This is a genomic window from Stenotrophomonas sp. YJH_SMC_120 (assembly GCF_059368675.1).
Map to the genome: position 1 here is coordinate 69798 of NZ_JCAFRY010000001.1, position 24501 is coordinate 94298.

Annotated in this window: 24 protein-coding genes and 1 tRNA gene; 9 read left to right on the top strand and 16 right to left on the bottom strand. The window is 67.4% G+C overall.

What is annotated here, in order from left to right; all coding sequences use genetic code 11:
- Nucleotides 1–17: 17 nt before the first annotated feature.
- From sdhA to AC5P60_RS00470, 4 genes are read right to left on the bottom strand one after another with little or no spacing between them, the layout of a single operon-like run.
- Entirely contained in the window at nt 18–1808 is a 1791-nt protein-coding gene (gene sdhA, locus AC5P60_RS00455; RefSeq protein WP_033833072.1) for a succinate dehydrogenase flavoprotein subunit, read from the bottom strand.
- A 31-nt stretch (nt 1809–1839) separates the two neighbouring features.
- Nucleotides 1840–2226: a succinate dehydrogenase, hydrophobic membrane anchor protein gene (gene sdhD, locus AC5P60_RS00460; RefSeq protein WP_005409077.1), complete on the bottom strand. Its 387-nt coding sequence runs from the start codon at nt 2224–2226 to the stop codon at nt 1840–1842.
- Nucleotides 2223–2615 carry a succinate dehydrogenase, cytochrome b556 subunit gene (sdhC, locus tag AC5P60_RS00465; RefSeq protein WP_049402620.1) on the bottom strand — a complete coding sequence of 131 codons (393 nt, stop codon included), beginning with the start codon at nt 2613–2615 and terminating at the stop codon, nt 2223–2225. The genes sdhD and sdhC overlap by 4 nt, the downstream gene beginning before the upstream one ends.
- A gap of 56 nt (nt 2616–2671) precedes the next feature.
- Nucleotides 2672–2842 (bottom strand): DUF1674 domain-containing protein, encoded by a 171-nt coding sequence (locus AC5P60_RS00470; protein ID WP_005409075.1) that lies wholly within the window; start codon nt 2840–2842, stop codon nt 2672–2674.
- Nucleotides 2843–2881: 39 nt separating this feature from the next.
- Here AC5P60_RS00470 and ygfZ point away from each other — a divergent pair, with 39 nt between their 5' ends.
- Entirely contained in the window at nt 2882–3757 is an 876-nt protein-coding gene (gene ygfZ, locus AC5P60_RS00475; protein WP_483692819.1) for a CAF17-like 4Fe-4S cluster assembly/insertion protein YgfZ, read from the top strand.
- A 135-nt stretch (nt 3758–3892) separates the two neighbouring features.
- Here the strand turns inward: ygfZ and AC5P60_RS00480 are convergent, their stop codons facing one another.
- The gene (locus AC5P60_RS00480; protein WP_005409073.1) at nt 3893–4975 is read right to left on the bottom strand and encodes an ABC transporter ATP-binding protein; all 1083 of its coding nucleotides are present in this window, start codon (nt 4973–4975) and stop codon (nt 3893–3895) included.
- Nucleotides 4976–5327: 352 nt separating this feature from the next.
- On the opposite strand from AC5P60_RS00480, the gene zwf reads away from it, so the two are divergent.
- From zwf to eda, 5 genes are all read left to right on the top strand, one after another.
- A complete protein-coding gene (zwf, locus tag AC5P60_RS00485; protein WP_005409072.1) occupies nt 5328–6764 on the top strand; it encodes a glucose-6-phosphate dehydrogenase in 1437 nt (478 codons plus the stop codon).
- Nucleotides 6761–7768 carry a glucokinase gene (glk, locus tag AC5P60_RS00490; protein ID WP_005412971.1) on the top strand — a complete coding sequence of 336 codons (1008 nt, stop codon included), beginning with the start codon at nt 6761–6763 and terminating at the stop codon, nt 7766–7768. The genes zwf and glk overlap by 4 nt, the downstream gene beginning before the upstream one ends.
- Nucleotides 7765–8487, top strand: coding sequence for a 6-phosphogluconolactonase (pgl, locus tag AC5P60_RS00495; RefSeq protein WP_483692820.1), 723 nt, complete (start codon nt 7765–7767; stop codon nt 8485–8487). Before glk ends, pgl begins: the two co-directional genes overlap by 4 nt.
- A 58-nt stretch (nt 8488–8545) precedes the next feature.
- The gene (gene edd, locus AC5P60_RS00500; RefSeq protein WP_483692821.1) at nt 8546–10462 is read left to right on the top strand and encodes a phosphogluconate dehydratase; all 1917 of its coding nucleotides are present in this window, start codon (nt 8546–8548) and stop codon (nt 10460–10462) included.
- 206 nt (nt 10463–10668) lie between these two features.
- Nucleotides 10669–11328: a bifunctional 4-hydroxy-2-oxoglutarate aldolase/2-dehydro-3-deoxy-phosphogluconate aldolase gene (gene eda, locus AC5P60_RS00505; protein WP_483692822.1), complete on the top strand. Its 660-nt coding sequence runs from the start codon at nt 10669–10671 to the stop codon at nt 11326–11328.
- 331 nt (nt 11329–11659) lie between these two features.
- Here the strand turns inward: eda and AC5P60_RS00510 are convergent, their stop codons facing one another.
- The 3 genes from AC5P60_RS00510 to ispG form a co-directional block, all read right to left on the bottom strand.
- Nucleotides 11660–12307 carry a response regulator gene (locus AC5P60_RS00510; protein WP_005409067.1) on the bottom strand — a complete coding sequence of 216 codons (648 nt, stop codon included), beginning with the start codon at nt 12305–12307 and terminating at the stop codon, nt 11660–11662.
- A 200-nt stretch (nt 12308–12507) separates the two neighbouring features.
- On the bottom strand, nt 12508–13257 hold the full coding sequence (locus AC5P60_RS00515; RefSeq protein WP_005409066.1) for a phosphatase PAP2 family protein: 750 nt from the start codon (nt 13255–13257) through the stop codon (nt 12508–12510).
- Complete coding sequence (gene ispG, locus AC5P60_RS00520; RefSeq protein ID WP_049402624.1) at nt 13238–14503, bottom strand: flavodoxin-dependent (E)-4-hydroxy-3-methylbut-2-enyl-diphosphate synthase; 1266 nt, start codon at nt 14501–14503, stop codon at nt 13238–13240. The genes AC5P60_RS00515 and ispG overlap by 20 nt, the downstream gene beginning before the upstream one ends.
- Before the next feature lie 114 nt (nt 14504–14617).
- Here ispG and AC5P60_RS00525 point away from each other — a divergent pair, with 114 nt between their 5' ends.
- Both AC5P60_RS00525 and AC5P60_RS00530 read left to right on the top strand, forming a co-directional pair.
- On the top strand, nt 14618–15844 hold the full coding sequence (locus AC5P60_RS00525) for an ATP-binding protein (protein WP_005412965.1): 1227 nt from the start codon (nt 14618–14620) through the stop codon (nt 15842–15844).
- The gene (locus tag AC5P60_RS00530) at nt 15841–16404 is read left to right on the top strand and encodes a response regulator transcription factor (protein WP_005409063.1); all 564 of its coding nucleotides are present in this window, start codon (nt 15841–15843) and stop codon (nt 16402–16404) included. Before AC5P60_RS00525 ends, AC5P60_RS00530 begins: the two co-directional genes overlap by 4 nt.
- 102 nt (nt 16405–16506) lie before the next feature.
- Here the strand turns inward: AC5P60_RS00530 and pgi are convergent, their stop codons facing one another.
- The 7 genes from pgi to pcnB form a co-directional block, all read right to left on the bottom strand.
- The gene (gene pgi / locus AC5P60_RS00535; protein ID WP_483692823.1) at nt 16507–18021 is read right to left on the bottom strand and encodes a glucose-6-phosphate isomerase; all 1515 of its coding nucleotides are present in this window, start codon (nt 18019–18021) and stop codon (nt 16507–16509) included.
- Nucleotides 18018–18398, bottom strand: a complete 381-nt coding sequence (gene panD / locus AC5P60_RS00540; RefSeq protein ID WP_005409061.1) for an aspartate 1-decarboxylase — start codon at nt 18396–18398, stop codon at nt 18018–18020. The genes pgi and panD overlap by 4 nt, the downstream gene beginning before the upstream one ends.
- Before the next feature lie 87 nt (nt 18399–18485).
- Complete coding sequence (locus AC5P60_RS00545) at nt 18486–18983, bottom strand: hypothetical protein (protein ID WP_285309353.1); 498 nt, start codon at nt 18981–18983, stop codon at nt 18486–18488.
- 66 nt (nt 18984–19049) lie between these two features.
- Nucleotides 19050–19889, bottom strand: a complete 840-nt coding sequence (gene panC / locus AC5P60_RS00550) for a pantoate--beta-alanine ligase (protein ID WP_005409059.1) — start codon at nt 19887–19889, stop codon at nt 19050–19052.
- A complete protein-coding gene (gene panB / locus AC5P60_RS00555; protein WP_483692824.1) occupies nt 19886–20701 on the bottom strand; it encodes a 3-methyl-2-oxobutanoate hydroxymethyltransferase in 816 nt (271 codons plus the stop codon). Before panB ends, panC begins: the two co-directional genes overlap by 4 nt.
- A gap of 34 nt (nt 20702–20735) precedes the next feature.
- Nucleotides 20736–21221 (bottom strand): 2-amino-4-hydroxy-6-hydroxymethyldihydropteridine diphosphokinase, encoded by a 486-nt coding sequence (folK, locus tag AC5P60_RS00560; protein ID WP_088437119.1) that lies wholly within the window; start codon nt 21219–21221, stop codon nt 20736–20738.
- A 3-nt stretch (nt 21222–21224) separates the two neighbouring features.
- Nucleotides 21225–22604, bottom strand: coding sequence for a polynucleotide adenylyltransferase PcnB (gene pcnB / locus AC5P60_RS00565; protein WP_032965757.1), 1380 nt, complete (start codon nt 22602–22604; stop codon nt 21225–21227).
- Between the two features lie 52 nt (nt 22605–22656).
- Between pcnB and AC5P60_RS00570 the strand changes: the two genes are divergently transcribed.
- A tRNA-Glu gene (locus AC5P60_RS00570) sits at nt 22657–22731 on the top strand.
- Nucleotides 22732–23031: 300 nt separating this feature from the next.
- On the opposite strand, the gene AC5P60_RS00575 is transcribed toward AC5P60_RS00570, so the two are convergent.
- On the bottom strand, nt 23032–24456 hold the full coding sequence (locus AC5P60_RS00575; protein WP_483692825.1) for a sugar porter family MFS transporter: 1425 nt from the start codon (nt 24454–24456) through the stop codon (nt 23032–23034).
- Between the last annotated feature and the right edge of the window lie 45 nt (nt 24457–24501).

Sequence of the window (24501 nt, forward strand, 5' to 3'; positions counted from 1 at the left end):
TGGTAGGCGGGGTCGGATCAGTACACGCGCGGCTTCGGCGGCACCACGGACACGTCGTCGGTCAACGTGTACATGTGCACCGGACGGTAGTCGAAGCTGCACTTGCCCTTCTCGTCGACGCTGACCAGGGTGTGCTTCTGCCAGTTGACGTCGTCGCGGTCCGGATAGTCCTCGTGCGCATGCGCACCACGGCTTTCCTTGCGCTGTTCGGCCGAGTTGATCGTCGCCACCGCGTTGAGCAGCAGGTTGTTCAGCTCGTAGGTCTCGATCAGGTCCGAGTTCCAGACCAGCGAACGGTCGGAGACCTTCACGTCCTGGAACGAGTCGAAGATCTTGTCCATCTTCTCGCAGCCTTCCTTCAGCGTCTGGCTGGTGCGGAAGACGGCGGCGTCGGCCTGCATGGTGCGCTGCATGCGATCACGGATGACCGAGGTCGGGGTATCGCCGTTGGCGTGGCGCAGCTTGTCCAGCAGGCCCAGCGCCTTGTCGCAGGCATCGGCCGGCAGCGGCTTGTGCGCCGCGCCCGGCTTGATGGTCTCGGCGCAGCGGTTGGCCACCGCACGACCGAACACCACCAGGTCCAGCAGCGAGTTCGAGCCCAGTCGGTTGGCGCCGTGCACGGACACGCAGGCCGCTTCACCGATGGCGTACAGGCCCGGCACCACGGCATTGTCGTTGTCGCCGACCTTCTGCACCACTTCGCCGTGGTAGTTGGTCGGGATGCCGCCCATGTTGTAGTGCACGGTCGGGATGACCGGGATCGGCTGCTTGTGCACGTCGACGCCGGCAAAGATGCGGGCGCTTTCGGCGATGCCCGGCAGCTTGTCGTCGATCACGCCCGGGCCGAGGTGGGTCAGGTCGAGCAGGATGTGGTCCTTGTGCTCGCCGACGCCGCGGCCTTCGCGGATCTCGATGGTCATCGAACGACTGACCACGTCGCGCGAGGCCAGGTCCTTGTAGTGCGGCGCGTAGCGCTCCATGAAGCGCTCGCCGCTGCTGTTGCGCAGGATGCCACCTTCACCGCGGACACCCTCGGTGATCAGGCAGCCGGCGCCGTAGATGCCGGTCGGGTGGAACTGCACGAACTCCATGTCCTGCATGGCGATGCCGGCACGCATGGCCAGGCCGCCACCGTCGCCGGTGCAGGTGTGCGCCGAGGTGGCGCTGAAGTAGGCACGGCCGTAGCCGCCGGTGGCCAGTACCACGCCCTGGGCGCGGAACAGGTGCAGGGTGCCGTCGGACATGTCCAGGGCCAGCACGCCGCGGCAGGCGCCTTCGTCGTCGAAGATCAGGTCGAGCGCGAAGTACTCGATCATGAAGCGCGCATCGTGCTTCAGCGACTGCTGGTACAGGGTGTGCAGCATCGCGTGGCCGGTACGGTCGGCCGCCGCGCAGGTACGCTGCGCCGCCGGGCCTTCGCCGTACTTGGTGGTCATGCCACCGAACGGACGCTGGTAGATCTTGCCTTCGGCGGTGCGCGAGAACGGCACGCCGTAGTGTTCGAGCTCGATGATGGCCGGGATGGCCTCACGGCACATGTACTCGATGGCGTCCTGGTCGCCCAGCCAGTCCGACCCCTTGATGGTGTCAAAGAAGTGGTAGCGCCAGTCGTCTTCGCCCATGTTGGCGAGTGCGGCCGAGATACCGCCCTGGGCGGCAACGGTGTGCGAACGGGTCGGGAAGACCTTGGTCAGGCACACGGTCTGCAGGCCCTTGGCGGCCAGGCCGAACGTGGCGCGCAGGCCGGCGCCGCCGGCGCCGACCACGACCATGTCGTACTTGTGTTCGGTGATCTTGTAAGCGGACATCTAATCTGGATTCCTGTGTTGGTGCCTGGGCTCAGGCAACGCCGAGGGCGATGCGGCCCACCGCAAACACACTGACGATCATGCCGAGCACGGCGACGAACTTCACCGCGGTCTGCAGCACCAGGGCCAGCAGCGATTCGTGGATGTAGTCTTCCAGCACGACCTGCATGCCGAGCTGCGCGTGCCAGAACATGGCGATCAGCAGGCCGATCAGCGGCACTGCGTTCCACGGCTTGGCCACGGCGGCGGCGGCGGTCGCGTAGTCCGAGCCCAGCAGGCCCAGCACGAAGACCAGGAACCAGATACCCAGCACCACCAGCGCGGCGGCGGTCAGGCGCTGATGCACGAAGTGCTCGGTGCCGGTCTTGGCCGAGCCAAGGCCACGCACGTTCTTCAACGGGGTACGGAACTTGCTCACGCGGCACCTCCGAACATCACATAGGCCCACACCAGCAGGGTGATCACCAGGCTGCCGGTGACCGACAGCCAGCTGCTGCGGATGAAGGCGGGGATGCTGAAGCCGATGGCGAAGTCCTGCACCACATGGCGGATGCCATTGCACAGGTGATAGGCGAACGACCATGTCCACGCGAACAGGAACACGCGGCCATACCAGGCCCCGGCATGGCCGGTGAAGCAGTTCCAGGACTCGGGCCCCATCATCAGGGCCAGCAGGCCGGCAGCGATGAGGAGGGCACCAACAGACAGAAAGACGCCAGTGGCTCGATGCAGGATCGAGGTGGCCATCTGAATCTGCCAGCGATACACCTGAAGGTGCGGGGAAAGTGGGCGTTGTCTGGTCGCCATTCGCTGGGCTCGTTGTCTCGGCTGGGCGGCACGCGGCCGCGTTGGCTCAATGCTGATCAGAAATCGATGCAGCGTCCGTTTTTCTCCCAATCGCCATACCGCACCGGATCAAGTCCGCCGCGGCCGCCGAATTCTTCTGCTTTTTCCTGTTCCACGGGCACGGGTGCCGCGGGGACCAGCGGGGCTTCAGATTCGTCGTCGGGAGTGGGGGTTGTTTGGCCTATCATGTTCGGTCTCGCAACGCACAAATTTTAGACCTCGTTCACGTGCCTGACAACCTGCCCCCTGCTTTCGTCGGATATCCGCGCCTGCCCGGCCACCAGCTGCTGAGCCTGCAGGGCCCGGATGCGGCTGTCTTTGCCCACGCCCAGTTCAGCAGCGATGTCACCGCCCTGCCCCTGCTGCACTGGCAGTGGAGTGCCTGGTTGAGCGCCAAGGGCCGCACCCTGGCGGTGTTCCAGCTGCTGCGGTTGGCCGACGACCACCTGATGCTGGTGCTGGCGGATGGCGATGCCGATGCGATTGCGTCGCAACTGCAGCGCTTCGTGTTCCGCCGCAAGGTGAAGGTGCTGGTGCGCGATGATCTGGCGGCGGCCGGGGCGTTCACTGCGCCGGAGGCCGCCAGCGGCGCCGCAATTGCGCAGGCCGCAGGTGATGGCTGGGAACTGGATCTGGGCAGCGATGCCCTGCCGCGCACCCTGCGCATCGGCACCGCCGCTGCCTTTGCGGCCGGCAGCGAAACCGATGAGGCCGCTTTCGCCCTGGCCTGGCGCCAGGCCGACCTGCGCTACGGGCTGCCGCGGCTGGAAGAAGGCCAGCGCGAGGTGTGGACCCCGCAGCAGCTGGGCCTGGACCGTCTGAACGGCTACAGCGTGAAGAAGGGCTGCTATCCCGGCCAGGAAATCGTCGCCCGCACCCACTTCCTCGGCAAGGCCAAGCGCGCGGTGCAGCTGCTGCATACCGCGGCACCGGCGCAGGCCGGCGATGGCGTGCAGCAGGACGGCGCGGCGCTGGGCACGATCGCCTGCGTGGCCGGCGACCTGGCACTGGCGGTGCTGCCACTGGAGGCCGGTGATGCTGACCTGCAGGTGGGTGATGCCATCGCGCAGCGCGTGCCGTTGCTGGATGGGTTGGCGCGCTGAAGCAGGTTGGTGGGGATCTGCACTGGTGGGTGCGGACCGTTGGTCCGCACGCCTTCGGCGGAGGAATGGCAGTGCCGGCCGCTGGCCGGCAACCACGCATGATTGAGATAGCCGACCAGCGGCCGGCCCTACCCCTTACAGGCGCTCGCCGGTTTCCGCGCTGAAGAAATGCAGGCCCTGCGGGTGGATCGCCACGCGGATCTGCTCGCCCACCGCCGGCAGCGCCTGCGGCGCCACGCGCATGGTCAGCGCGTGCTGGCCACTGCTCAGGTTCACGAAGATCTCGTTGCCGACCGGCTCGATGCCTTCGATGCGCGCGGTGAACGCATGCGCATCATCGGCGCTGGCCGGCTGCAGGTGCTCCGGACGCACGCCCACCGCGATCGGCTTCTGCAGCCACGCCGGATCGATCGTGGCCTGGCCCAGCGGTGCACGCCAGTCGCCGTCGACCACGGTCACGCCGCCGGCATCGCCCTGCAGCGTGCCGCGCAGAACGTTCATCGCCGGGCTGCCGAGGAAGCCGGCCACGAACAGATTGGCCGGACGGTCGTACAGCGCCATCGGCGTATCGATCTGCTGGATGATGCCGTCCTTCAGCACCACGATGCGCTGGCCCAGGGTCATCGCCTCGACCTGATCGTGCGTTACGTAGATCATGGTCGTGCCCAGCTTGCGGTGCAGCTGCGCGATTTCGGTACGCACGCTGTGGCGCAGCTTGGCATCCAGATTGGACAGCGGCTCGTCAAGCAGGAACACCGCCGGCTCGCGCACCAGCGCCCGGCCCAGCGCAACACGCTGGCGCTGGCCGCCGGACATCGCCTTGGGCAGCTTGTCCATCATCTCGGTCAGGCCCAGCGTCTGCGCCGCCTCGGCGATGCGCTTGTCGATGGTGGCCTTGTCATGGCCGCGCAGCTTCAGGCCGAAGGCCAGGTTCTCGGCCACGGTCATGTGCGGGTACAGCGCGTAGCTCTGGAACACCATCGCGATGTCGCGATCCTTCGGCGCCACATCGTTGACCACGCGATCACCGATGGTCAGCGTGCCGCCGCTGATCTCTTCCAGGCCAGCCACCATCCGCAGCAGGGTCGACTTGCCACAGCCGGAGGGACCGACCAGCACCATCAGCTCGCCATCGGCGACCTCGAAGGTGGCGTCCTTCACCGCGACCTGGCCGTTGTCATAGACCTTGCGCACACCCTGCAACTGCACTTTTGCCATATCACCTATCCGGTCCGCCCGAAGCCGGGCTGTCTTTTGGGACTGCCTCGGCCCTCCCGATGGCAGTGATGATTGCGCGCTTGCCGCATGACGGCGAGCACTGCAATCGAATACAGTTGCCCATTCTGCCATGTAAACGTTTTCACGTGGCACTATCCGATGATCGGTGCGCACCGATCTGCGTCGGCGGTTGAACGAAGGTTCCGCCGGGGTAGTGGTTTCGAATGGAACGGTCTTCCGGTGCCCCGGAGAACGCCCCCAACGAACCTCGGACAGGCAGTTGCGCGGATGTCCCCCGAACCCAGCCATGAAGCGATTGACAACGATGTCACCCGGATCTGAAACTCGAGCGATGCACGACACCCTCTTCCTGTTCGGTGCCACAGGTGATCTGGCCCAGCGCTACCTGTTCCCTTCGCTGCTTCGCCTGCTTGGCGACGGCCTGCTGCCGGAGGACTTCCGCATCCGCGCACTGGCGTTGTCCGGGCATGACACCGAAGCCTTCCATGACATCCTGCGCCCGCGCCTGCAGCAGGCCATGCCGATGGCCTCGCAGGACGACATCAACGGCCTGCTGCGCCGCATCGACTACCGTTCGGTCGACCTGCGCGACGTCGACTCGGTCGCCGCCGCCGTCTCCGATCTGGTGCATCGCAAGTGCGTCAGCTACCTGGCCATTCCGCCGGGCCTGTACATCTCCACCTGCGAAGGCCTGGCCAAGGGTGGCGCCCTCGCCGCGCCGGCACGCTTGATGCTGGAGAAGCCGATCGGCAGCGACAGCGAGAGCGCCGAGGAAATCATCAGCACCATCGGCCAGTGGATCGACGAGGACCGCGTGTTCCGCCTCGACCACTACCTCGGCAAGGCCGCGGTGCAGAACCTGATCGCGCTGCGCTTCGGTAACACGCTGCTGGAAGCGGTATGGAACCGCAACTACATCGAATCAGTGCACATCCTGGTGGCCGAGAGCGAGGGCGTGGATGGCCGCGACGCCTACTACGCCCGCTCCGGCGCGCTGCGCGACATGGTGCAGAGCCACATCCTGCAGCTGCTGTGCATGGTGGCGATGGAGCCGCCGGCCTCGCTGGAAGCCGATCGCATCCGCGACGAGAAGGTCAAGGTGCTGCGCGCGCTGCGTCCGCTCGATGCCAGGCACGCCGCGCGTGACAGCATCCGCGGCCGCTACACCGCCGGCACCATCAACGGCCAGCCGGCGCAGGCCTACCAGCCGCCGGAAGGCAGCGACGTGGAAACCTTCGCCGGCGTCACCGCGCACATCGACAACTGGCGCTGGAGCGGCGTGCCGTTCCACCTGGTCACCGGCAAGCGCCTGCCCGAGCGCACCACCCGCGTGGTGGTCACGCTGAAGCCGGTCACCCACTGGCTGTTCGAGCGCCCGCAGCGCGCCCAGGCCGCACCGAACCGCCTGGTGTTCCAGCTGCAGCCGCAGGAGAACATCGAACTGGGCCTGATGAGCAGCCTGGCCGGCCCGGAATGGGGTGCGCTGGAACTGCATCCGCTGGAACTGGAACTGTCGGTGCCGACCGGCCTGCATCGCCGCATCGCGTACGAACGCCTGTTCCTGGATGCGTTCAACGGCAACCACACCTTGTTCGTGCGTGACGACGAAGTGCGCGCCGCCTGGGCGTGGATCGACAGCGTGGCCGACGCCTGGAAGGAAGCCAAGCTGCCGCTGGAACCCTATCCCGCCGGCCAATGGGGCCCGAGCAACGCAACGGAGTTCCTGCCGCAGGGCGTGGACGCACCGGACAGCGAGGCGTCGGCATGAGTGCCAACTCGCAGCCGGTGCTGGTCGCCGACATCGGTGGCACCAACGCCCGCTTCGCCCTGGCCGACACCTCGCTGGACGCGCCATTGCTGAAGGAGAGCATCCGCGAGTACGCAGTGGCGGAGTTCCCGTCGCTTGGCGATGCCGCCCGCCATCACCTTGAGCAGATCGGCGCTGCCGCCAGCCGCGGCGTGTTCGCGGTGGCCGGTCGCGTAGACGGTGACGAGGCACGCATCACCAATCATCCGTGGGTGATCTCGCGCAGCCGCACCGCGGCGATGCTCGGTTTCGACGAGCTGCACCTGATCAACGACTTCGCCGCACAGGCAATGGCGATCTCGCTGCTGCAGCCCGAGGACGTGGTCCAGGTCGGTGGCGCCGCCTGGGTGCCGGGCAAGCCGGGGCAGCCACGCAACTATGCGGTGATCGGGCCCGGTACCGGGCTCGGCGTCGGTGGCCTGATCCTGCGCCACGGCCGCTGCTACCCGCTGGAAACCGAAGGCGGCCATGTCAGCTTCCCGCCGGGTACGCCGGAGGAGATCCGCATTCTGGAGATCCTGTCCGAGCAGTTCGGCCGCGTCTCCAATGAGCGCCTGATCTGTGGCCCCGGCCTGGTCAACATCCATCGCGCGGTGTGCGAGATGGCCGGTATCGACCCGGGCCAGCTGCAGCCGGTGGACGTGACCGCCCGCGCCCTGCATGGCGATCCGCAGGCAATGCGCACCGTCGATGTGTTCTGCGCCGTGTTCGGCGCCATTGCCGGCGACCTGGTACTGACCCAGGGCGCCTGGGACGGCGTGTTCCTCACCGGTGGACTGACCCCGAAGATGCTCGATTCGCTGCAGCACTCCGGGTTCCGCCAGCGCTTCGAACACAAGGGGCGGTTCTCTTCGATCATGGCGCGGGTGCCGTCGCTGGCCGTGATGCATCCCCATGCCGGACTGCTGGGCGCCGCCGCCTATGCCGCCGATGCCGAACGTGACGCACCTGGAGTTGCCGCATGAGCCCCACCTTCCACGACGACCGCGTCGAGTTCATCCACCACGGCGATGCCGACGGCTGGATCGAAGCGGTAGCCGCCGAGATGGCGCAGACCCTCAACCACGACATCAATGAAGTGGGCCGCGCCCGCATCCTGTTGTCCGGCGGCACCACGCCAGCACCGGTCTACCAGGCGCTGGCCGAACTGGACGTGCACTGGGACCGGGTTGAAGTGAGCCTGGCCGACGAGCGCTGGCTGTCGCCGCAGGATCGCGACAGCAACGCATGGCTGGTGCGCGAGCACCTGCTCAAGCGCGCCGAGGGTGCGCATTTCGATCCGCTGGTGCGCATTGGCAAACCCCTGCCCGAATGCGTGTACACCGCCAACCTGCAGGCCCAGCACAGCCAGCCGCCGAGCCTGGTGGCACTGGGCATGGGCAACGACGGCCACACCGCCTCGCTGTTCCCCGGCTCGAAGGACCTGGCCCGCGCACTGGAAAGCACCCTGCCCTACGCCGCGCTGGATGCCACCGGCTGCCCGGGCGCGAACCAGTGGCCGCTGCGCATCACGCTGACCCCGCATGGGCTGCGCCAGTGCCGCCAGCGCCTGCTGCTGCTGCGCGGCAAGCAGAAGCTGCGGGTGCTGCGCCAGGCGTTGGACAGCAACGACGCCCAGCAGTACCCGATCCTCAACGCGATCAACCTGGAAGGCGCGCGGCTGCGCGTCCACTGGGCTGATTGATGTCGGCGGCGGCGCCCTGCCGCCGCTTGCCTCTCGCCACCTTGAACGCCGGTAGCCAATGAGCCTCCATCCGCAACTGCAAGCCATCACTGAGCGTGTCATCCGCCGCAGCGCCGCCTCGCGTGCCGCCTACCTGGCCGCGATCGACGCCTCCCTGCGCGAAGGCCCGTTCCGCAGCCGCCTGAGCTGCGGCAACCTCGCCCACGGATTCGCCGCCTGTGGCGGCACCGACAAGAGCCGCCTGCGCGGCGGCGTGACGCCGAACCTGGGCATCATCACCGCCTACAACGACATGCTCTCGGCGCACCAGCCGTTCGAGACCTATCCGGAGCAGATCCGCGAGATCGCCCGCGAGCTCGGTGCTACGGCACAGGTGGCCGGCGGCGTGCCGGCGATGTGCGACGGCGTCACCCAGGGCCGTGGTGGCATGGAACTGTCGCTGTTCTCGCGCGATGTCATCGCCCAGGCCACGGCGATCGGCCTCAGCCATGACATGTTCGATACCACCGTCTACCTCGGCGTGTGCGACAAGATCGTGCCCGGCCTGCTGATCGGTGCGCTGGCCTTCGGCCACCTGCCGGCGGTGTTCGTGCCGGCCGGCCCGATGACCCCGGGCATCCCCAACAAGCAGAAGGCGGAAGTGCGCGAGCGCTATGCCGCCGGCGAAGCCACCCGCGAAGAGCTGCTGGAAGCCGAGTCCGCCTCGTACCACGGCGCCGGCACCTGCACCTTCTACGGCACCGCCAATTCCAACCAGGTGCTGCTGGAAGCGATGGGCGTGCAGTTGCCGGGCGCGTCGTTCGTCAATCCGGGCACGCCGCTGCGCGACGCGCTGACCCGCGAGGCGACCGAGCGTGCACTGGACATCACCGCACTGGGCGACGACTTCCGTCCGCTGGGCCGGATCATCGACGAGCGCGCGATCATCAACGCGGTCATCGCGCTGATGGCCACCGGCGGTTCGACCAACCACACCATCCACTGGATCGCAGTGGCGCGTGCCGCCGGTATCGTGCTGACCTGGGACGATTTCGACGAACTGTCGCAGCTGATTCCGCTGCTGGCCCGCGTCTATCCGAACGGCGAGGCCGACGTGAACCGCTTCGCGGCCGCTGGCGGCCCGGCGTTCGTGTTCGGCGAGCTGATCAAGGCGGGCCTGATGCATGGCGATCTGGTCAGCGTGGCGCGCGGCGGCATGGCCGACTACGCACGCGAACCGCAGCTGCGCGATGGCCAGCTGGTCTATCTGCCGGGCCTGGAACGCAGCGCCGATGACGAGGTGGTGCGTGGCGTCGACAATCCGTTCGAGCACCAGGGCGGCCTGCGCCTGCTGCGCGGCAACCTCGGCAAGTCGCTGATCAAGCTGTCGGCGGTGAAGCCGCAGTACCGTACGATCGAAGCGCCGGCCGTGGTGGTCGATGCACCGCAGGTGCTGAACAAGCTGCACGCCGGTGGCCTGCTGCCGCAGGACTTCGTGGCGGTGGTGCGTTACCAGGGCCCGCGTGCCAACGGCATGCCCGAACTGCATTCGCTGGCGCCGCTGCTGGGCCTGCTGCAGAACCAGGGCCGGCGCGTGGCGCTGGTCACCGACGGTCGCCTGTCCGGTGCCTCGGGCAAGATTCCGGCGGCGATCCACGTGACGCCGGAAGCGGCACGCGGCGGTCCGCTGGCCAAGGTCCGCGAGGGCGACATGATCCGCCTGGATGGCGAGGCTGGCACGCTGGAAGTGCTGGTGGACGCGGCCGAATGGGCGGCACGTCGGCTGGCGCCGAACACAGCACCGGCTGCGCATGACCTGGGCCGCAACCTGTTCGCGATCAACCGTCGCGTGGTGGGTCCGGCTGATCAGGGTGCGATTTCGATTTCGTGCGGGCCGGCGGCGGCTGATGGTGGGCCGTGGGAGTACGACGCGGAATATGAGCTGGGGCACGATGCCGCGGCGGCGGCGGCGCCGCATGAGGCAAAAGACGCCTGAAGCGAAAAGCCGCGGCAGGCTTCCCGGCCTGGGCAGTAGAGCGCCCTGGCCGGGACATGCCGTAAACCCATCCATGGGGGCTCGGTCGCGGCATCCATGCCGCTCACGGTCCCGGCCAGGGCGCTCTACTGCCCTTGGACAATTCCCGGCGCGTCATTTGCGCTGCGGCCACTGAATCAAGAAGAGCAAAAGGCAAGGGCAAAAGCATGGGTATCGAACAACATCAGGTGAAGGCGGCGGAGCTGTTGCGTGCGGCGGGCATCCTGCCGGTGGTGACGATTCATACGCTGGACCAGGCGCGAGCGGTCAGTGCGGCGCTGCTGGAAGGTGGCTTGCCGGCGATCGAGCTGACCCTGCGTACGCCAGTGGCGATGGAAGCATTGGCGATGCTCAAGCGCGAGCTGCCGGACGTGGTGGTGGGTGCCGGTACGGTACTGACCGTGGAGCAGATGCAGCAGTCGATCAATGCGGGTGCGGACTTCCTGGTGACCCCGGGTACGCCGCCGGCACTGGCTGATGCACTGGCCGCCGCACCGCTGCCGGTGGTGCCGGGTGCGGCCACCCCGACCGAGCTGCTGTCGCTCTACGCCCGCGGCTTCCGCGTGTGCAAGCTGTTCCCGGCCACGGCTGTGGGTGGCCTGGCAATGATCAAGGGACTGGCCGGCCCGGTGGCGGACCTGAAGCTGTGCCCGACCGGCGGCATCACCGAGAACACCGCCGCCGAATACCTCGAGCAGAAGAACGTGGTCTGCATCGGTGGTTCGTGGATGGTGCCGGGCAACTGGATCGCCAACGGCGAATGGGACAAGGTGCGCGCCAGCGCCGCAGACGCCGCCAAGATCATCCAGCGCGTACGCGGCCACTGAGCCCGACAAAGGTGCAGAGCCGAGCCCACGCTCGGCTCCGGCATCATCAGGGGTCAGAGCCCTTTCCCACCGGGAAAGGGATCCGGACCCGGGCGACGAGTGCGCAAAGCACGCGACCCGCTCCTGCTCTTCCTTCTTCAATTCCGCGGTGGACGCGCACGGAACCTGTCCGTGGCCCTGCGGAGGGATTGCGCAGGGGTGTAAGCGCCATGGATGGCGCGCCCGAGCCTCCAGGGATGGATTCACGGCGTCCCCTGCGCAATCCCTCCGCAGGGCCAACCCCACGAATCCTGCCGCACACTGCGAGGGGCTCAGCCGTTGGCCGAACCCCTTACAGCGGCCGTGCCGGATCCACCAGCCCGTACTGGCTGGCCATCCGCGCCAGCGCGATGTTGTCGTGGATCCCCATCTTCTCAAACAACCGCGCCTTGTGCGTGTTCACCGTCTTCGCACTCAGGCTCAGGCGGCGCGCGATGTCTTCCTGGCGCAGGCCCTGGGTCAGCAACAGCGCCACCTCAAGCTCGCGCGGCGACAGGTTGTCGAACGGCGAACCATTGCCTTCCACTGTCGACAGCGCCAGATTCTGCGCGATGCTGGTGCCCAGGTAGCGACGACCGGCCGCCACATCACGCACCGCACGCAGCAATTCCTGCGCATCGCAGCCCTTGCCGATGTAACCGGCCGCACCGGCTTCGAGCAGGCGCTTGGGTAGCGGGCCGTCTTCCAGTACCGACACGATCACCACGCGGGTATTGCGGTGGCTGCGGACGATGCGCTCGGTCACTTCCATGCCGCTCACGCCCGGCAGGTGCAGGTCGCACAGCACCACATCCGGCAGCAGCTGGCGGACTTCACGCAGCGCGTCTTCGCCGGTCTCGGCTTCGCCCACCACCTCGATGTCGGTTTCTCCCGACAGAATCATCTTCATACCGGTGCGGACCAGCGCGTGGTCATCCACCAGGTAGACTCGAATCGTCATTCATGTACCTCTTCGAATGCGGCCATTGCAGGTCAAGCTAGGCAGGGTGCCGATACCCTGCAAGCGCGTCCGGAATGCGGCATCGGCGATCTGCCTTGCGCATCACAGTACCGCGCGTTGTGCTTGCCCCCTGTCTTGCAGAACCTGCTGCAACGAAACAACTGATCTATCACGTAGACGTCCCTCAAGGGCCATCCACGTCAAACCCCCTGTGTTGGTGCTTCGCTGGCCTTCGCTGGCGGCGGGCCGTGACGTCGCCAAGGGTGCCGGCGACTGAACATGACCAGATAGCACCCTACCACCCAAACCAGCGCGGCACACCATCCGGCCAGGATGTCGGAGGGGTAATGCACCCCCAGATAGACCCGCGACACGCTTACCAGCAGGCTGAACGCGGGTGCCAGCATCAGTACCGGCCAGCGCCAACGGGTGTTCCAGGCGAGCAGTACCAAGGTCACGGCAAGGGTCATCGAACCCATCGCATGCCCGCTGGGGAAGCTGAACGTCGATTCCGGCGCGATCGATTCCCACAGGCTGGGGCGCTGCCGCTGGAAGAACTGCTTGCTGCCCATGTTCAGCAGCGCGGACCCTACGAAGCTGACCGCGACGAAGGTCGCCTCGCGCCAGCGCCGGTAGCCCAGCAGCACGCCGATGATCAGCACGTCGGCCGGGATCAGGAACCACTCGTAGCCCAGTTTCGAGATGAGCACGAAGAAGCGGTCCAGCCAGGGCGAATGCAGGCCATGCATCTGCCACAGCAGGGGCGCGTCGAAATGGAACGATTCAAACTCGTGCACTTCGTCCGCCAGGGCAACAAAGCCTGCCAACGGCAGCAGCACGCCACCGAACAACAGGACCAGGCGCCAGGCGTTGCGCGCCATCCAGTGGCGGAAGCCGGAGGCTGACTCCGGTGCGGCGAGGATCGCAGGCTTATCCGGCGCTTCGGACATACGTGTGTTCGACGTAATCGTCGATCAGGGCGACGAACTCCTGGGCGATGTTGTCGCCACGCAGGGTCACCTTCTTCTCACCATCGACGAACACCGGCGCCGCAGGCGTCTCACCCGTGCCCGGCAGCGAGATGCCGATGTTGGCGTGACGCGATTCGCCCGGCCCGTTGACGATGCAGCCCATCACCGCCAGGGTCATGTTCTCCGCCCCCGGGTGGTGGACCTTCCACAGCGGCATCTTCTCGCGCACGTGGTTCTGCACCACCTTGGCCAGCTCCTGGAAGAACTCGGAGGTGGTACGGCCGCAGCCCGGGCAGGCCGTGACCAGCGGCGTGAAGGCACGCTGGCCGGTGGTCTGCAGCAGTTCCTGGGCGACGATCACTTCCTGCGTGCGCGACTGGCCCGGCTCCGGGGTCAGCGAGATGCGGATGGTGTCACCGATGCCTTCCTGCAGCAGCACGCCCAGCGCCGCGGACGATGCCACGATGCCCTTGCTGCCGATACCGGCCTCGGTCAGGCCCAGGTGCAGGGCGAAGTCGGAGCGCTGCGCCAGGTCGCGGTACACCGCGATCAGCTCCTGCACGCCACTGACCTTGGCCGACAGCACGATGCGATCGCGCGGCAGGCCCAGCTCCACCGCCTGCTCGGCCGAATCCAGCGCCGAGCGGATCAGCGCCTCGCGCAGCACGCGGCCGGCGTCCCAGGGCTGTTCGCGCAGGTTGTTCTCGTCCATCAGCTTCGCCGCCAGGGCCTGGTCCAGCGAGCCCCAGTTGGCGCCGATGCGCACCGGCTTGTTGTAACGGATGGCGAATTCGATCAGCTGGGCGAACTGCAGATCCTTCTTCTTGCCGAAGCCGACGTTGCCCGGGTTGATGCGGTACTTGGCCAGTGCTTCGGCACATGCCGGTTCGGCGGTCAGCAGCTGGTGGCCGTTGTAGTGGAAATCGCCGATCAGCGGCACGTCGATGCCCATCATCGCCAGCTTGTCGACAATGCGCGGGATCGCCGCAGCGGCTTCCACGGTATTGACGGTCAGCCGCACCATCTCCGAACCGGCACGCCACAACTCGGCCACCTGCTTCACGCTGGAGGCGACGTCGGAGGTGTCGGTGTTGGTCATCGACTGCACCACCACCGGCTTGCCTCCGCCCACGGTGACTCCGCCAATCTGGACGGCATGGGTCTGGCGGCGCGGCCAGGCAGTGGCATCGGAGGGCGGAGTCGGGCGGGTGACGGCGTCGTGCATGGGCGCATTCTACCGCCCGGCCCTGCATTCGGGGTGACTCGCATTCAGCCGGCGGCACGGCTGCGGCCGATTGTCGCAGGCACGGTCACGCGCGAACGCATACGATGAGCGTGAATGACCGGTCCCGACGCCCCGTTTCTCCGAACCCTGTGCAGCCTGCGCTGGCTTGCAGTAGGCGGCCAGGCCGCCACCATCCTGGTCGCCACCTGGGTGCTGGGGCTGCCGTTGCCGCAGCTGCCGCTGTGGGCCGGCGTGGCGGTGCTGGCCCTGTTCAACATCTACACCCAGCTGCGCCCGGAAGCGGCCGACACCGCACCGCTGACTGCATTCGGCCACATCCTGGTGGACGTGATCATCCTGACCTGGATGGTCGGCTGGAGCGGCGGCATGGCCAATCCGTTCAGCTCGCTGTTCCTGATCCTGATCGCACTGGCCGCGTTCGCCCTGCCCCTGCGCTGGGCGCTGGCGGTCGCGCTGGCCTGCCTGCTCGGCTACGCCGCCAGCGGCATCTTCGGCCAGCCCCTGCCGGACGGCTATTTCCGCGCGCAGGACCTCAACCGCTGGGGCGTGGTAGCCAATTTCCTGATTTCCGCGGCGGTCGTACTGGCCTTCTCCACCCGCCTGGCGCTGGCGCTGCGCCAGCGCGAACTGGAACTCTCGGCCCTGCGCGAACGCTTCGCCCGCAACGAGGGCATCGTCGCCCTGGCCACCCATGCCGCCTCGGTGGCGCATGAACTGAACACGCCGCTGGCAACCATGACCCTGCTCGCCGACGACGTGGCCGAACGCAGTGAAGAGCCGGAAGTGCGCGAGGACATGGAAACCCTGCGCGAGCTGCTGGTGCAGTGCCGTGAGCGCGTGCTGGCGCTGGCCGCACCGGCCTCGGCCGATGCGCCCGGACGCAGCCATTCCAGCGCGCAGCAGGTGCTGGAGCAATGGCGCCTGGTGCGACCGACCATCGACCTGCACCGCAACGATGATGCGCCGCTGCGGCTGCCGCTCGACCCGGGCGTGGGCCACCTGCTGATGGTCCTGCTCAACAATGCCGCCGATGCCGGCGAACAGGCCGGCCGGCCGCGCGTGGACCTGGACCTGCGCATCGAAGGCGACGATCTGATCGGCGAAGTACGCGACTACGGCCACGGCTTCAACGCGCGCGCCGCGGTGCTGCCGGGCAAGCTGTTCGGCAGCAGCAAGAGTGAAGGCATGGGGGTCGGCCTGGCCCTGTCCCATGCCACGATCGAACGCCTCGACGGCGAGATGTGGATGCGCCCGGCCCAAGGGGCCGGCAGCCGCGTCGGCTTCCGCCTGCCGCTGGCCCCACGCGAGGAAACCCCATGAGCGCCTCAACCCTCGGCCTGCTGGTCGACGACGACGAACTGTACCTGCGCACCCTGCAGCGCAGCCTGGCCCGCAAGGGGCTTGAAACGCAGACCGCGCAGGATGCCGCCAGCGCGCTGGCACTGGCGCGCCAGCACCCACCCGCGTTCGCCCTGATCGACCTGAAGCTGGGCAGCGATTCCGGCCTGGCGCTGATCCAGCCGCTGCGTGCGCTGCGCGCGGACATGCGCATCCTGCTGGTGACCGGCTACGCCAGCATCGCCACTGCGGTGGAAGCGATCAAGCTCGGTGCGGACGATTACCTGCCCAAGCCAGCCACGGTACCGATGATCCTTCGCGCTTTGGGCGAGGAGGATGACGGCCCGGCCGACGATGGCGAAATGGAAGTGCCCGACGCGATGACACCGATCAGCCGCCTGCAGTGGGAACACATCCAGCAGGCGATGCACGAGACCGGCGGCAATGTGTCGGCAGCCGCGCGCCTGCTCGGCATGCACCGGCGCTCGCTGCAGCGCAAGCTGGCCAAGCGGCCCAGCCCGGAACGCGACCCGAGCCGCTGAGGCACCACGCCCTTCATGGTAGTGCCGGCCGCTGGCCGGCAACCAGGTGATGCTTCAATCGTTCATGGAGGTCGCCGGCCAGCGGCCGGCACTACCAGAGCCTCAGCGCTTCAGCTGCGCAAGGATCTCTCGGGTCATCGGGTCGGCAACGGCCACATCCTCGCCCTGCAGCGCCGGCAGCAGGCCACTGGCCAGCTGCTTGCCCAGTTCGACACCGAACTGGTCGAAGGCGTTGATGTTCCAGATCACCGACTGCACGTACACGGCGTGTTCGTACATGGCGATCAGCGCACCCAGCGCCTGCGGGGTCAGCGCGTCGAGCAGGATCAGCGTGCTCGGGCGGCCGCCCGGGTAATCACGGTGCGGGTCGTCGCTGCCCTGGCCATTGGCCAGTGCTTCGGTCTGCGCCAGCAGGTTGGCCAGCAGGGCCTGATGATTGATCGTGTAGGGATCGTCGTTGTGCACGCAGCCGATGAAATCTGCCGGAACGATGCTGGTGCCCTGGTGCAGTGCCTGGAAGAAGCTGTGCTGCACATCGGTGCCCGCGCCTCCCCACCACACCGGCACGGTATCGGTGGTGACCGGCTGGCCGTCACGCTGCACACGCTTGCCCAGGCTTTCCATCACCAGCTGCTGCAGGTAGGCCGGCAACAGCGCCAGGCGCTGGTCGTAGGTCATCACCGCATGCGTGGCATGGCCCAGCAGGTTGCGGTTCCAGATGTCGGTCAGGCCGTGCAGCACCGGCAGGTTGCGCTCCAGCGGTGCATCCAGCGCATGCGCATCCATCTGCGCAGCACCTTCCAGCAGCTGTTCAAAGCGCTCGAAGCCGATCGCCAGCGCGATCGGGAAACCGACCGCAGACCACAGCGAATAGCGGCCGCCGACCCAATCCCACATCGGCAGCACACGATCGGCGGCGATGGCAAAGGCCTTGGCGGCACGTTCCGGATTGGCACTGACCGCGTACAGGCGGTCGCTGCCCCCCAGCCAGTCGTGCAGGATCTGGCCGTTGAGCAGGGTTTCCTGGGTGCCGAAGGTCTTGGAGATCAGGATGCCGGCGGTCTTGGCAGGATCCAGCGTGGCCAGCGTACGCTGCATGGCCGCGCCGTCCACGTTCGAGACGAAATGCACGCGCAGGCGCGCACCGCTGACCGGACGCAGTGCGTCGGCGACCAGGCGCGGGCCAAGGTCGGAACCACCGATGCCGACACTGACTACATCGGTCACGCCACTGTCTTCCAGCGCGCGCACCAGCAAGCCCATGCGCTGGCGGATCTCGCGCGCGGTGGCATAGGCCTCGGCCGCCACCGGCGCATCGACCACGTCGCCGCGCAGTGCGGTGTGCAGCGCGGCGCGACCTTCGGTCAGGTTGACCTGCTCGCCACGGAACAGGCGGGTGATGGCACCACCGACGTCACGGTCGGCAGCCAGCGCCAGCAATGCCTGCAACGCCGCGGCATCGTATTTCTGCCGGGCGAAGTTGACGTACAACGGACCGACCCGCAGCGCCAGGTCCTGCACGCGGCCGGGTTCGGCGGCGAGCAGGCCGGGGATGCTTGCGCCCTTCAGGCGCTGGGCGTGGGAATGCAGCGAGTCGAATCCGTTGTTCGTTGTCATGCGGCCTGGGTCGGGATCGTGTCGTTGGTGTGGGTGATCTGGTTCTTGCCATCAACGTACACCAGCTTCGGCTTGAAGCTGTCGGCTTCCTGCTCGGTCATGCTGGCGAACGCGGCAATGATGATGATGTCACCGACCTGCACGTGGCGCGCGGCGCCACCGTTGAGCGAGACAACGCCGCTGCCGGCTTCGGCGCGGATGGCATAGGTCGAGAAGCGCGCACCGTTGGTCACGTCCCAGATGTGCACCTGCTCGAACTCGCGGATGCCGGTGGCAGCCAGCAGGTTGTCATCGATGGCGATCGAGCCTTCGTAGTTCAGCTCGGAATGGGTGACGGTGGCGCGGTGGATCTTGGTCTTGAGCAGGGACAGGTGCATGGGGGCGCTGCAACGGCAAAGGAAAGAGCGGATTCTAGCACCCGCTTGGCCGTCGTCAGGGGCCTGCGGCAGGACGCTGAAGGCCGTTCAGGCGCCCTCGCCCGGCGGCGGCGCCGTGGCATGGACGGCACCGCCCTGCAGTGACAGCCTGAACACCGTATGGAAGGCCAGCCCGGAGGCCAGGCCCAGGCCCCCTGCAGCCAACACCGTCAGCCCATAGCTGATCACATCGAATGTATCCACATAGCGCAGGCGCTGCAGCAGCGGCCCATGGATCGCGCCCGGCCATTCATGGATGGCCATGGCCAGCGCGCCCAGAGCAGCCCCTGCAAGCACGAAGCGGGTCCGGCGCAGGAGCCGCCGAGATCGCGGGAGCAGCGCCATCGGCAGGAACACCGCGATGGCGCTGCAGACGCCCAGCCCGAACATCAGTCCACCGCCGGTGAGCGCGGGCATCGGCGTGCGCCTGAATTCGAGCGCGAACAACAGGCCGCCAAACAGCTGCGCCGGCAGCATGCCGGCAGGCAGCACGGCCAGGATCAACGCCTGCGCAAGCCGACCAGCGTCAGTGGAGGGTGTCTTCATTGCCGTTCTCCCGTCCATGGGAAGGTGCGAGGCGCCCATTGTGGGCGCCCCCGGGCCGCATGCGGCTCAGAACTCCAGGTTGTCGATCAGGCGGGTGGAGCCCAGGCGCGCGGCGATCAGCGCTACGCGGCCACCGCCATCGAACGTCGGCTCGGCCAGCTCCGGGGTGCGCAGCACCGCATAGTCGACCTGGAAACCGGCCGCCTGCAATGCCGCCGTGGCGTCGGCCTCGATGCGATCACGCGCTTGCCCGGCCACGTAGCCTTCGCGCATGCCCAGCAGGGTGCGGTGGATGGTGGTCGCGACCGGGCGCTGTTCGGCGCTCAGGTACTGGTTGCGCGAACTCTTGGCCAGGCCATCCTCGTCGCGCACGATGTCCGCGCCGACGATCTGGATCGGGAACGACAGCTCAGCCACCATCTGCCGGATCACCGCCAGCTGCTGGTAGTCCTTGCGGCCGAACACGGCTACGTCCGGCTGCACCTGCAGGAACAGGCGCGCCACCACCGTGCAGACGCCATCGAAGTGGCCCGGGCGGCTGGCACCTTCCAGCACCTCGCTCACGCCGGGCGCGTGCATCTGCGTGGTCTTGTCCACGCCCAGCGGGTACATGGCCTCGACGCTGGGCAGCCACACCGCATCGCAGCCGACCTGCTCAAGCCCGGCCACATCGGCCTCGGGCGTACGCGGATAGCGACTGAAATCCTCGTTCGGCCCGAACTGGGTCGGGTTGACGAAGATGCTTGCCACCACCTTGTCGGCGTACTGGCGGGCCAGGGTCACCAGCGAATGATGGCCACCGTGAAGGTTGCCCATGGTGGGCACCAGCGCCACGCGCAGGCCCTCGCGCTTCCACTGGGCGATCTGCCCGCGCAGTGCGCCGAGCTCGTTGAAGGTCTGGATCATTGGGCGTAGGCGTGCTGTTCGTCGGGGAAGCTGCCGTCGCGCACGGCGTCGGCGTAGGCGCGGGTGGCACCGGCCACCGAACCGCCTTCGGCAAGGAAATCCTTGACGAACTTGGGGCGGCGATGGCCACTGTCCAGGCCGAGGAAATCGTGCAGCACCAGCACCTGGCCGTCGCACTGCGGGCCGGCACCGATGCCGATGGTCGGCACCTCCACCGCAGCGGTCACCTCGGCGGCAACCGGGGTCGGCACGCACTCAAGCACCATGATGCTGGCGCCGGCAGCGGCCACGGCCCTGGCATCTTCCACCAGCTGGCGCGCGGCATCGCCGCGGCCCTGGATCTTGAAGCCGCCCAGGCGCAGCACCGACTGCGGTGTCAGGCCCAGATGCGCACAGACCGGAATCTCACGCTCAACCAGGTAGCGGATGATGTCGACCTTGAAGCCGGCACCTTCGATCTTGACCATCTCGGCACCGGCCTGCAGCAGCTGCAGCGAAGCATCCAGCGCGCGCTCCGGAGTGGCATCGGCACCGAACGGCAGGTCGGCCACCAGCAGCGCGCGCTGCAGCACACGGGCCACGGCGCGGGTGTGGTAGACCATGTCGGCCACGGTCACCGGCAGGGTCGAATCATGGCCCTGCACGACCATGCCCAGCGAATCGCCAATCAGGATCAGGTCAACGCCATTTACGTCGAAAGTGCGGGCGAAGCCAGCGTCGTAGGCGGTCAACATGACCAGCTTCTGGCCATTGCGCTTGGCCTCGGCCAGGGCGGGAACGGTCCAGGGCTTGCTGTCTGCGTGGGTGCTCATGTGCTGATAACCGGGGGAGATAACCCGGGCATTATCACCCTATCGGCGCGATCCCGCAGGCATCCACCCGCATCACTGCATCCCGCACGCGGCCATGCCCGGGGATGGCCAGATCCGGCGCGATTTCGGCCAGCGGCACCAGCACGAAGGCACGCTCGTGCATGTAGGGGTGCGGCACCTGCAGGCCGGGCTGGTCGAGCACCTGCGCGCCATACAGCAGCAGGTCCAGGTCCAGCGCGCGCGGCCCCCAGTGCACCGCCGGATCGCGCACGCGGCCAAAGCGCTGCTCCAGCGCCAGCATCGCCTGCAGCAGTTCATCGGCTGCCAGTGACGTTTCGACCGCGGCCACTGCGTTGACGAACGGTGGCTGGTCTTGATTGCCCCAGGCCGGCGTTGCGTACAGGCGCGAGGCCTGCAGCACGCGGGTCCCGGGCAGGCCGTCCAGCGCAGTGATCGCCGCGCCGACAGTCGTGGCCGCATCGCCGAGGTTGGCGCCGAGGCCGATCCACGCTGGCGTCATTGCTTATTCGCCAGCTGCACCGGCCGAGGCCCCCGGGCGGCGACGACGACGGCGACGCTTGCGCGGTGCTCCGTTCTCGTCATCGCCCTCTTCGCTGTGCATCGCGTCCAGCGACGATTCCAGCTCGCGGCCGGACTGGGCCTGTGCCTCGCGCCAGAATTCAACATCGGCAGCGTGCTCGGCCGAGGCCACCTGGCGCAGGCTGAGGAAGTCGAACGCGGCGCGGAAGCGCGGATGGGTGAGCGTGCGGAACACGCGCTTGCGCTGGCGCGAGCTGAAACGCGACTGCAGCAGCCAGATTTCCTGCATCGGCAGCGAGAAGCGGCGCGGCAGCGCGATGGTGCTCAACTGCTGCACGGTGACGCGGTCGGCGGCACGACGCTGCGCCTCTTCCGGCGCCACGCCCTGCTTGAGCAGGGTCGCCTGGGCGCGGCAGAACGCCGGCCACAGCAGCAGCGCGAACAGGAACGCCGGCGAGACCGGCTCGTCGTTGGCCACGCGGGCATCGGTATTGGCCAGGCCCTCGACCAGCATGCGGCGCAGCGCGCCGGTGCGGTTGGACTTCAACGCCCTGGCGCTTTCCGGGAACAGCACGTCGAGCAGACCGTAGCGCTCCAGGCCTTCGAAGCTGGCCACGCCGTGCCCGGACAGGAACAGCTTCAGCACTTCCTCGAACAGGCGTGCCGGCGCGGCTTCGTTGAGCAGGCCAGCCAGCTGCGGGATCGGCGCGGCGGTGCCCTCTTCGATCTGGAAGCCGAGCTTGGCCGCCAGGCGCACGGCGCGCAGCATGCGCACCGGGTCTTCCTGGTAGCGCTGTACCGGGTCGCCGATGAGCTTCATCAGGCGCGCCTGCACGTCTTCGAAGCCACCGGTGTAGTCACGCACCGAGAAGTCCTCGATGGCGTAGTACAGGGCGTTGCAGGTGAAGTCGCGGCGGACGGCGTCGTCTTCGATGGTGCCGTACACGTTGTCGCGCACAAGCATGCCGTTTTCCATCTCGCGGTCGCCACTACCGTCATCGCTGTTGGCGCGGAAGGTGGCGACTTCGATGATCTCGCGGCCGAACACAACGTGGGCGAGGCGGAAACGGCGGCCGATCAGGCGGCAGTTGCGGAACAGCTGCTTGACCTGTTCGGGCGTGGCGTCGGTGGCCACGTCGAAATCCTTGGGTTGGCCATTGACCAGCAGGTCGCGCACCGCGCCGCCGACAAGGTAGGCGCCGAAGCCGGCATCGCGCAGGCGATAAAGCACGCGCAGGGCGTTCGGGCTGATGTCCTTGCGGGAGATCGTGTGCTGGTCGCGCGGGATGACGCGCAGGCTGAACGGTGATGTAGCAGAGGAAATGATGTTGGCGCTTCCGGTTGAAGTTTCGGGATTGCCCAATGGCATCGAGGTGCATATACTAGCGCTCCTGCCTCGGCAGCGACACAGTTACGCTCCCTTCGTCTAGTGGTTAGGACGTGGCCCTCTCAAGGCTAAAACAGGGGTTCGAGTCCCCTAGGGAGCGCCAGTCGCCGCAGCAGGAACCGAAAAAGCCCGCCTTGTGCGGGCTTTTCTGTTTTCCGGGATTGCAGTGGTTGCGGTCGGGTTGGTCGCTTTGGCGCCCCCCCCCCCCCCTGCAATCGGCTTGAGCCGGTGGGGTCACCCAGGGCAGGACACGCCGTAAACCCATCCATGGGGGCTCGATGGCGCCATCCATGGCGCCATCGAGCCCCCATGGATGGCTCTTGCGTGTCCTGGAGAGGGCGGCCTGCCCCCTCACACTCTGGACAAGCAGGCGCCAACGGAACGCAACCGAAGCCAGTCGCCGTCAGCCTTCCATCTGCTCCAGCTCCTTGCCCTTGGTCTCGCGCACGTAGCGGACCACGAAGAAGATCGAGAGGATGGCCGCCACCGTGTAGATGCCATAGGCGCCGGCCAGGCCGATGCCGGCCAGCAGCATCGGGAAGGTCACGATGATCGCGAAATTCGACGTCCACTGCGCCGCACCGGCAACAGCCAACGCCGGGCCGCGGATCTGGTTGGGGAACATCTCGCCCAGCATCACCCACATCACCGGGCCCCAGGACATGTTGAAGAACACCACGTAGACGTTGGCCGCGACCAGCGCCAGCCGGCCCATGCCGTCGGACAACTGCAGTCGACCGTCGGCCAGGCTTCCACTGGCGAACGCGACCACCATCAGCACCAGCGCCACCGACATGCCGACCGAGCCGATCCACAGCAGCGGCTTGCGCCCGATGCGGTCGATCAACAGCACCGTCAGCAGGCAAGCACCGATGCTCAGCCCACCGGACAGCACGTTGATCAGCAGTGCGTCGCTTTCCGAGAAGCCCACCACCTGCCACAGCACCGCGCCGTAATAGAACACCACATTGATGCCGACCAGCTGCTGGAACATGGCCAGGCCAATACCCACCCACAGGATCGGCCGCAGCTTGCCGCTGACCGTGTCGCGCAGGTCGGCAAAGCGCGGCTTGTGCTGGTCCTGGGCCAGGCTGGCTTCGATCTCGGCCTGCTTGGCCGCCGCTGCGGCCTCGCCGTACAGCCGCGCGAGCACCGCCCTCGCCTGCTGCTGGCACCCCTTCAGGACCAGGAAGCGCGGGCTTTCCGGAATCACCAGCAACAACAGCAGGAACAGCCCCGACGGCAGCGCCTGCATCCAGAACATCCAGCGCCAGGCCTCATGACCCAGCCACAACGGCTCGGTCGACGCCCCGGCGGCGCGGGCCAGCAGGTAGTTGCTGAGGAACGCCGCGAACAGGCCGCAGATGATCGCCATCTGCTGCACGGTGGCCAGGCGCCCGCGATAGCGCGCCGACGCCACCTCGGCGATGTAGGCCGGCGACATCACGCTGGCCGCCCCTACTGCAAAGCCGCCCAGCACGCGGGCCGCGATGAACAGCCACGAGGCGTGGGCTGCGCCGGCGCCCAGCGCCGAGACCAGGAACATCAGCGCCGACACGATCAGGACGCCGCGGCGTCCCAGGCGGTCGCCCAGCCAGCCGGCCAGGAACGCACCGATCGCGCAGCCCAGCAGCATCGAGGCGACTTCGAAACCGAGCGCCGCCTCGCTGGAGTTGAAGGCCTGGCGCAGGCCATCGACGGTGCCATTGATGACACCACTGTCGAAGCCGAACAGGAATCCACCGAGCGTGGCCACGCAGCTGATCAGGACGATGAATGCAGTGTTCTCACCGCCATGGGGTGCGATGCTGGGCTTGGCTGGCGACATTGACGATCCTGCTGGGAAGGGGGCCGGCCACCCGACGCAGCCGGC

Bases quoted from the DNA above. Each gene is read 5' to 3' on its own strand.
- sdhA (WP_033833072.1), bottom strand. From the start codon at position 1,808: ATGTCCGCTTACAAGATCACCGAACACAAGTACGACATGGTCGTGGTC.
- sdhC (WP_049402620.1), bottom strand. From the start codon at position 2,615: ATGGCGACCAGACAACGCCCACTTTCCCCGCACCTTCAGGTGTATCGC.
- AC5P60_RS00470 (WP_005409075.1), bottom strand. From the start codon at position 2,842: ATGATAGGCCAAACAACCCCCACTCCCGACGACGAATCTGAAGCCCCG.
- AC5P60_RS00480 (WP_005409073.1), bottom strand. From the start codon at position 4,975: ATGGCAAAAGTGCAGTTGCAGGGTGTGCGCAAGGTCTATGACAACGGC.
- zwf (WP_005409072.1), top strand. From the start codon at position 5,328: ATGCACGACACCCTCTTCCTGTTCGGTGCCACAGGTGATCTGGCCCAG.
- glk (WP_005412971.1), top strand. From the start codon at position 6,761: ATGAGTGCCAACTCGCAGCCGGTGCTGGTCGCCGACATCGGTGGCACC.
- pgl (WP_483692820.1), top strand. From the start codon at position 7,765: ATGAGCCCCACCTTCCACGACGACCGCGTCGAGTTCATCCACCACGGC.
- edd (WP_483692821.1), top strand. From the start codon at position 8,546: ATGAGCCTCCATCCGCAACTGCAAGCCATCACTGAGCGTGTCATCCGC.
- eda (WP_483692822.1), top strand. From the start codon at position 10,669: ATGGGTATCGAACAACATCAGGTGAAGGCGGCGGAGCTGTTGCGTGCG.
- AC5P60_RS00510 (WP_005409067.1), bottom strand. From the start codon at position 12,307: ATGACGATTCGAGTCTACCTGGTGGATGACCACGCGCTGGTCCGCACC.
- AC5P60_RS00515 (WP_005409066.1), bottom strand. From the start codon at position 13,257: ATGTCCGAAGCGCCGGATAAGCCTGCGATCCTCGCCGCACCGGAGTCA.
- ispG (WP_049402624.1), bottom strand. From the start codon at position 14,503: ATGCACGACGCCGTCACCCGCCCGACTCCGCCCTCCGATGCCACTGCC.
- AC5P60_RS00525 (WP_005412965.1), top strand. From the start codon at position 14,618: ATGACCGGTCCCGACGCCCCGTTTCTCCGAACCCTGTGCAGCCTGCGC.
- AC5P60_RS00530 (WP_005409063.1), top strand. From the start codon at position 15,841: ATGAGCGCCTCAACCCTCGGCCTGCTGGTCGACGACGACGAACTGTAC.
- pgi (WP_483692823.1), bottom strand. From the start codon at position 18,021: ATGACAACGAACAACGGATTCGACTCGCTGCATTCCCACGCCCAGCGC.
- panD (WP_005409061.1), bottom strand. From the start codon at position 18,398: ATGCACCTGTCCCTGCTCAAGACCAAGATCCACCGCGCCACCGTCACC.
- AC5P60_RS00545 (WP_285309353.1), bottom strand. From the start codon at position 18,983: ATGAAGACACCCTCCACTGACGCTGGTCGGCTTGCGCAGGCGTTGATC.
- panC (WP_005409059.1), bottom strand. From the start codon at position 19,889: ATGATCCAGACCTTCAACGAGCTCGGCGCACTGCGCGGGCAGATCGCC.
- panB (WP_483692824.1), bottom strand. From the start codon at position 20,701: ATGAGCACCCACGCAGACAGCAAGCCCTGGACCGTTCCCGCCCTGGCC.
- folK (WP_088437119.1), bottom strand. From the start codon at position 21,221: ATGACGCCAGCGTGGATCGGCCTCGGCGCCAACCTCGGCGATGCGGCC.
- AC5P60_RS00575 (WP_483692825.1), bottom strand. From the start codon at position 24,456: ATGTCGCCAGCCAAGCCCAGCATCGCACCCCATGGCGGTGAGAACACT.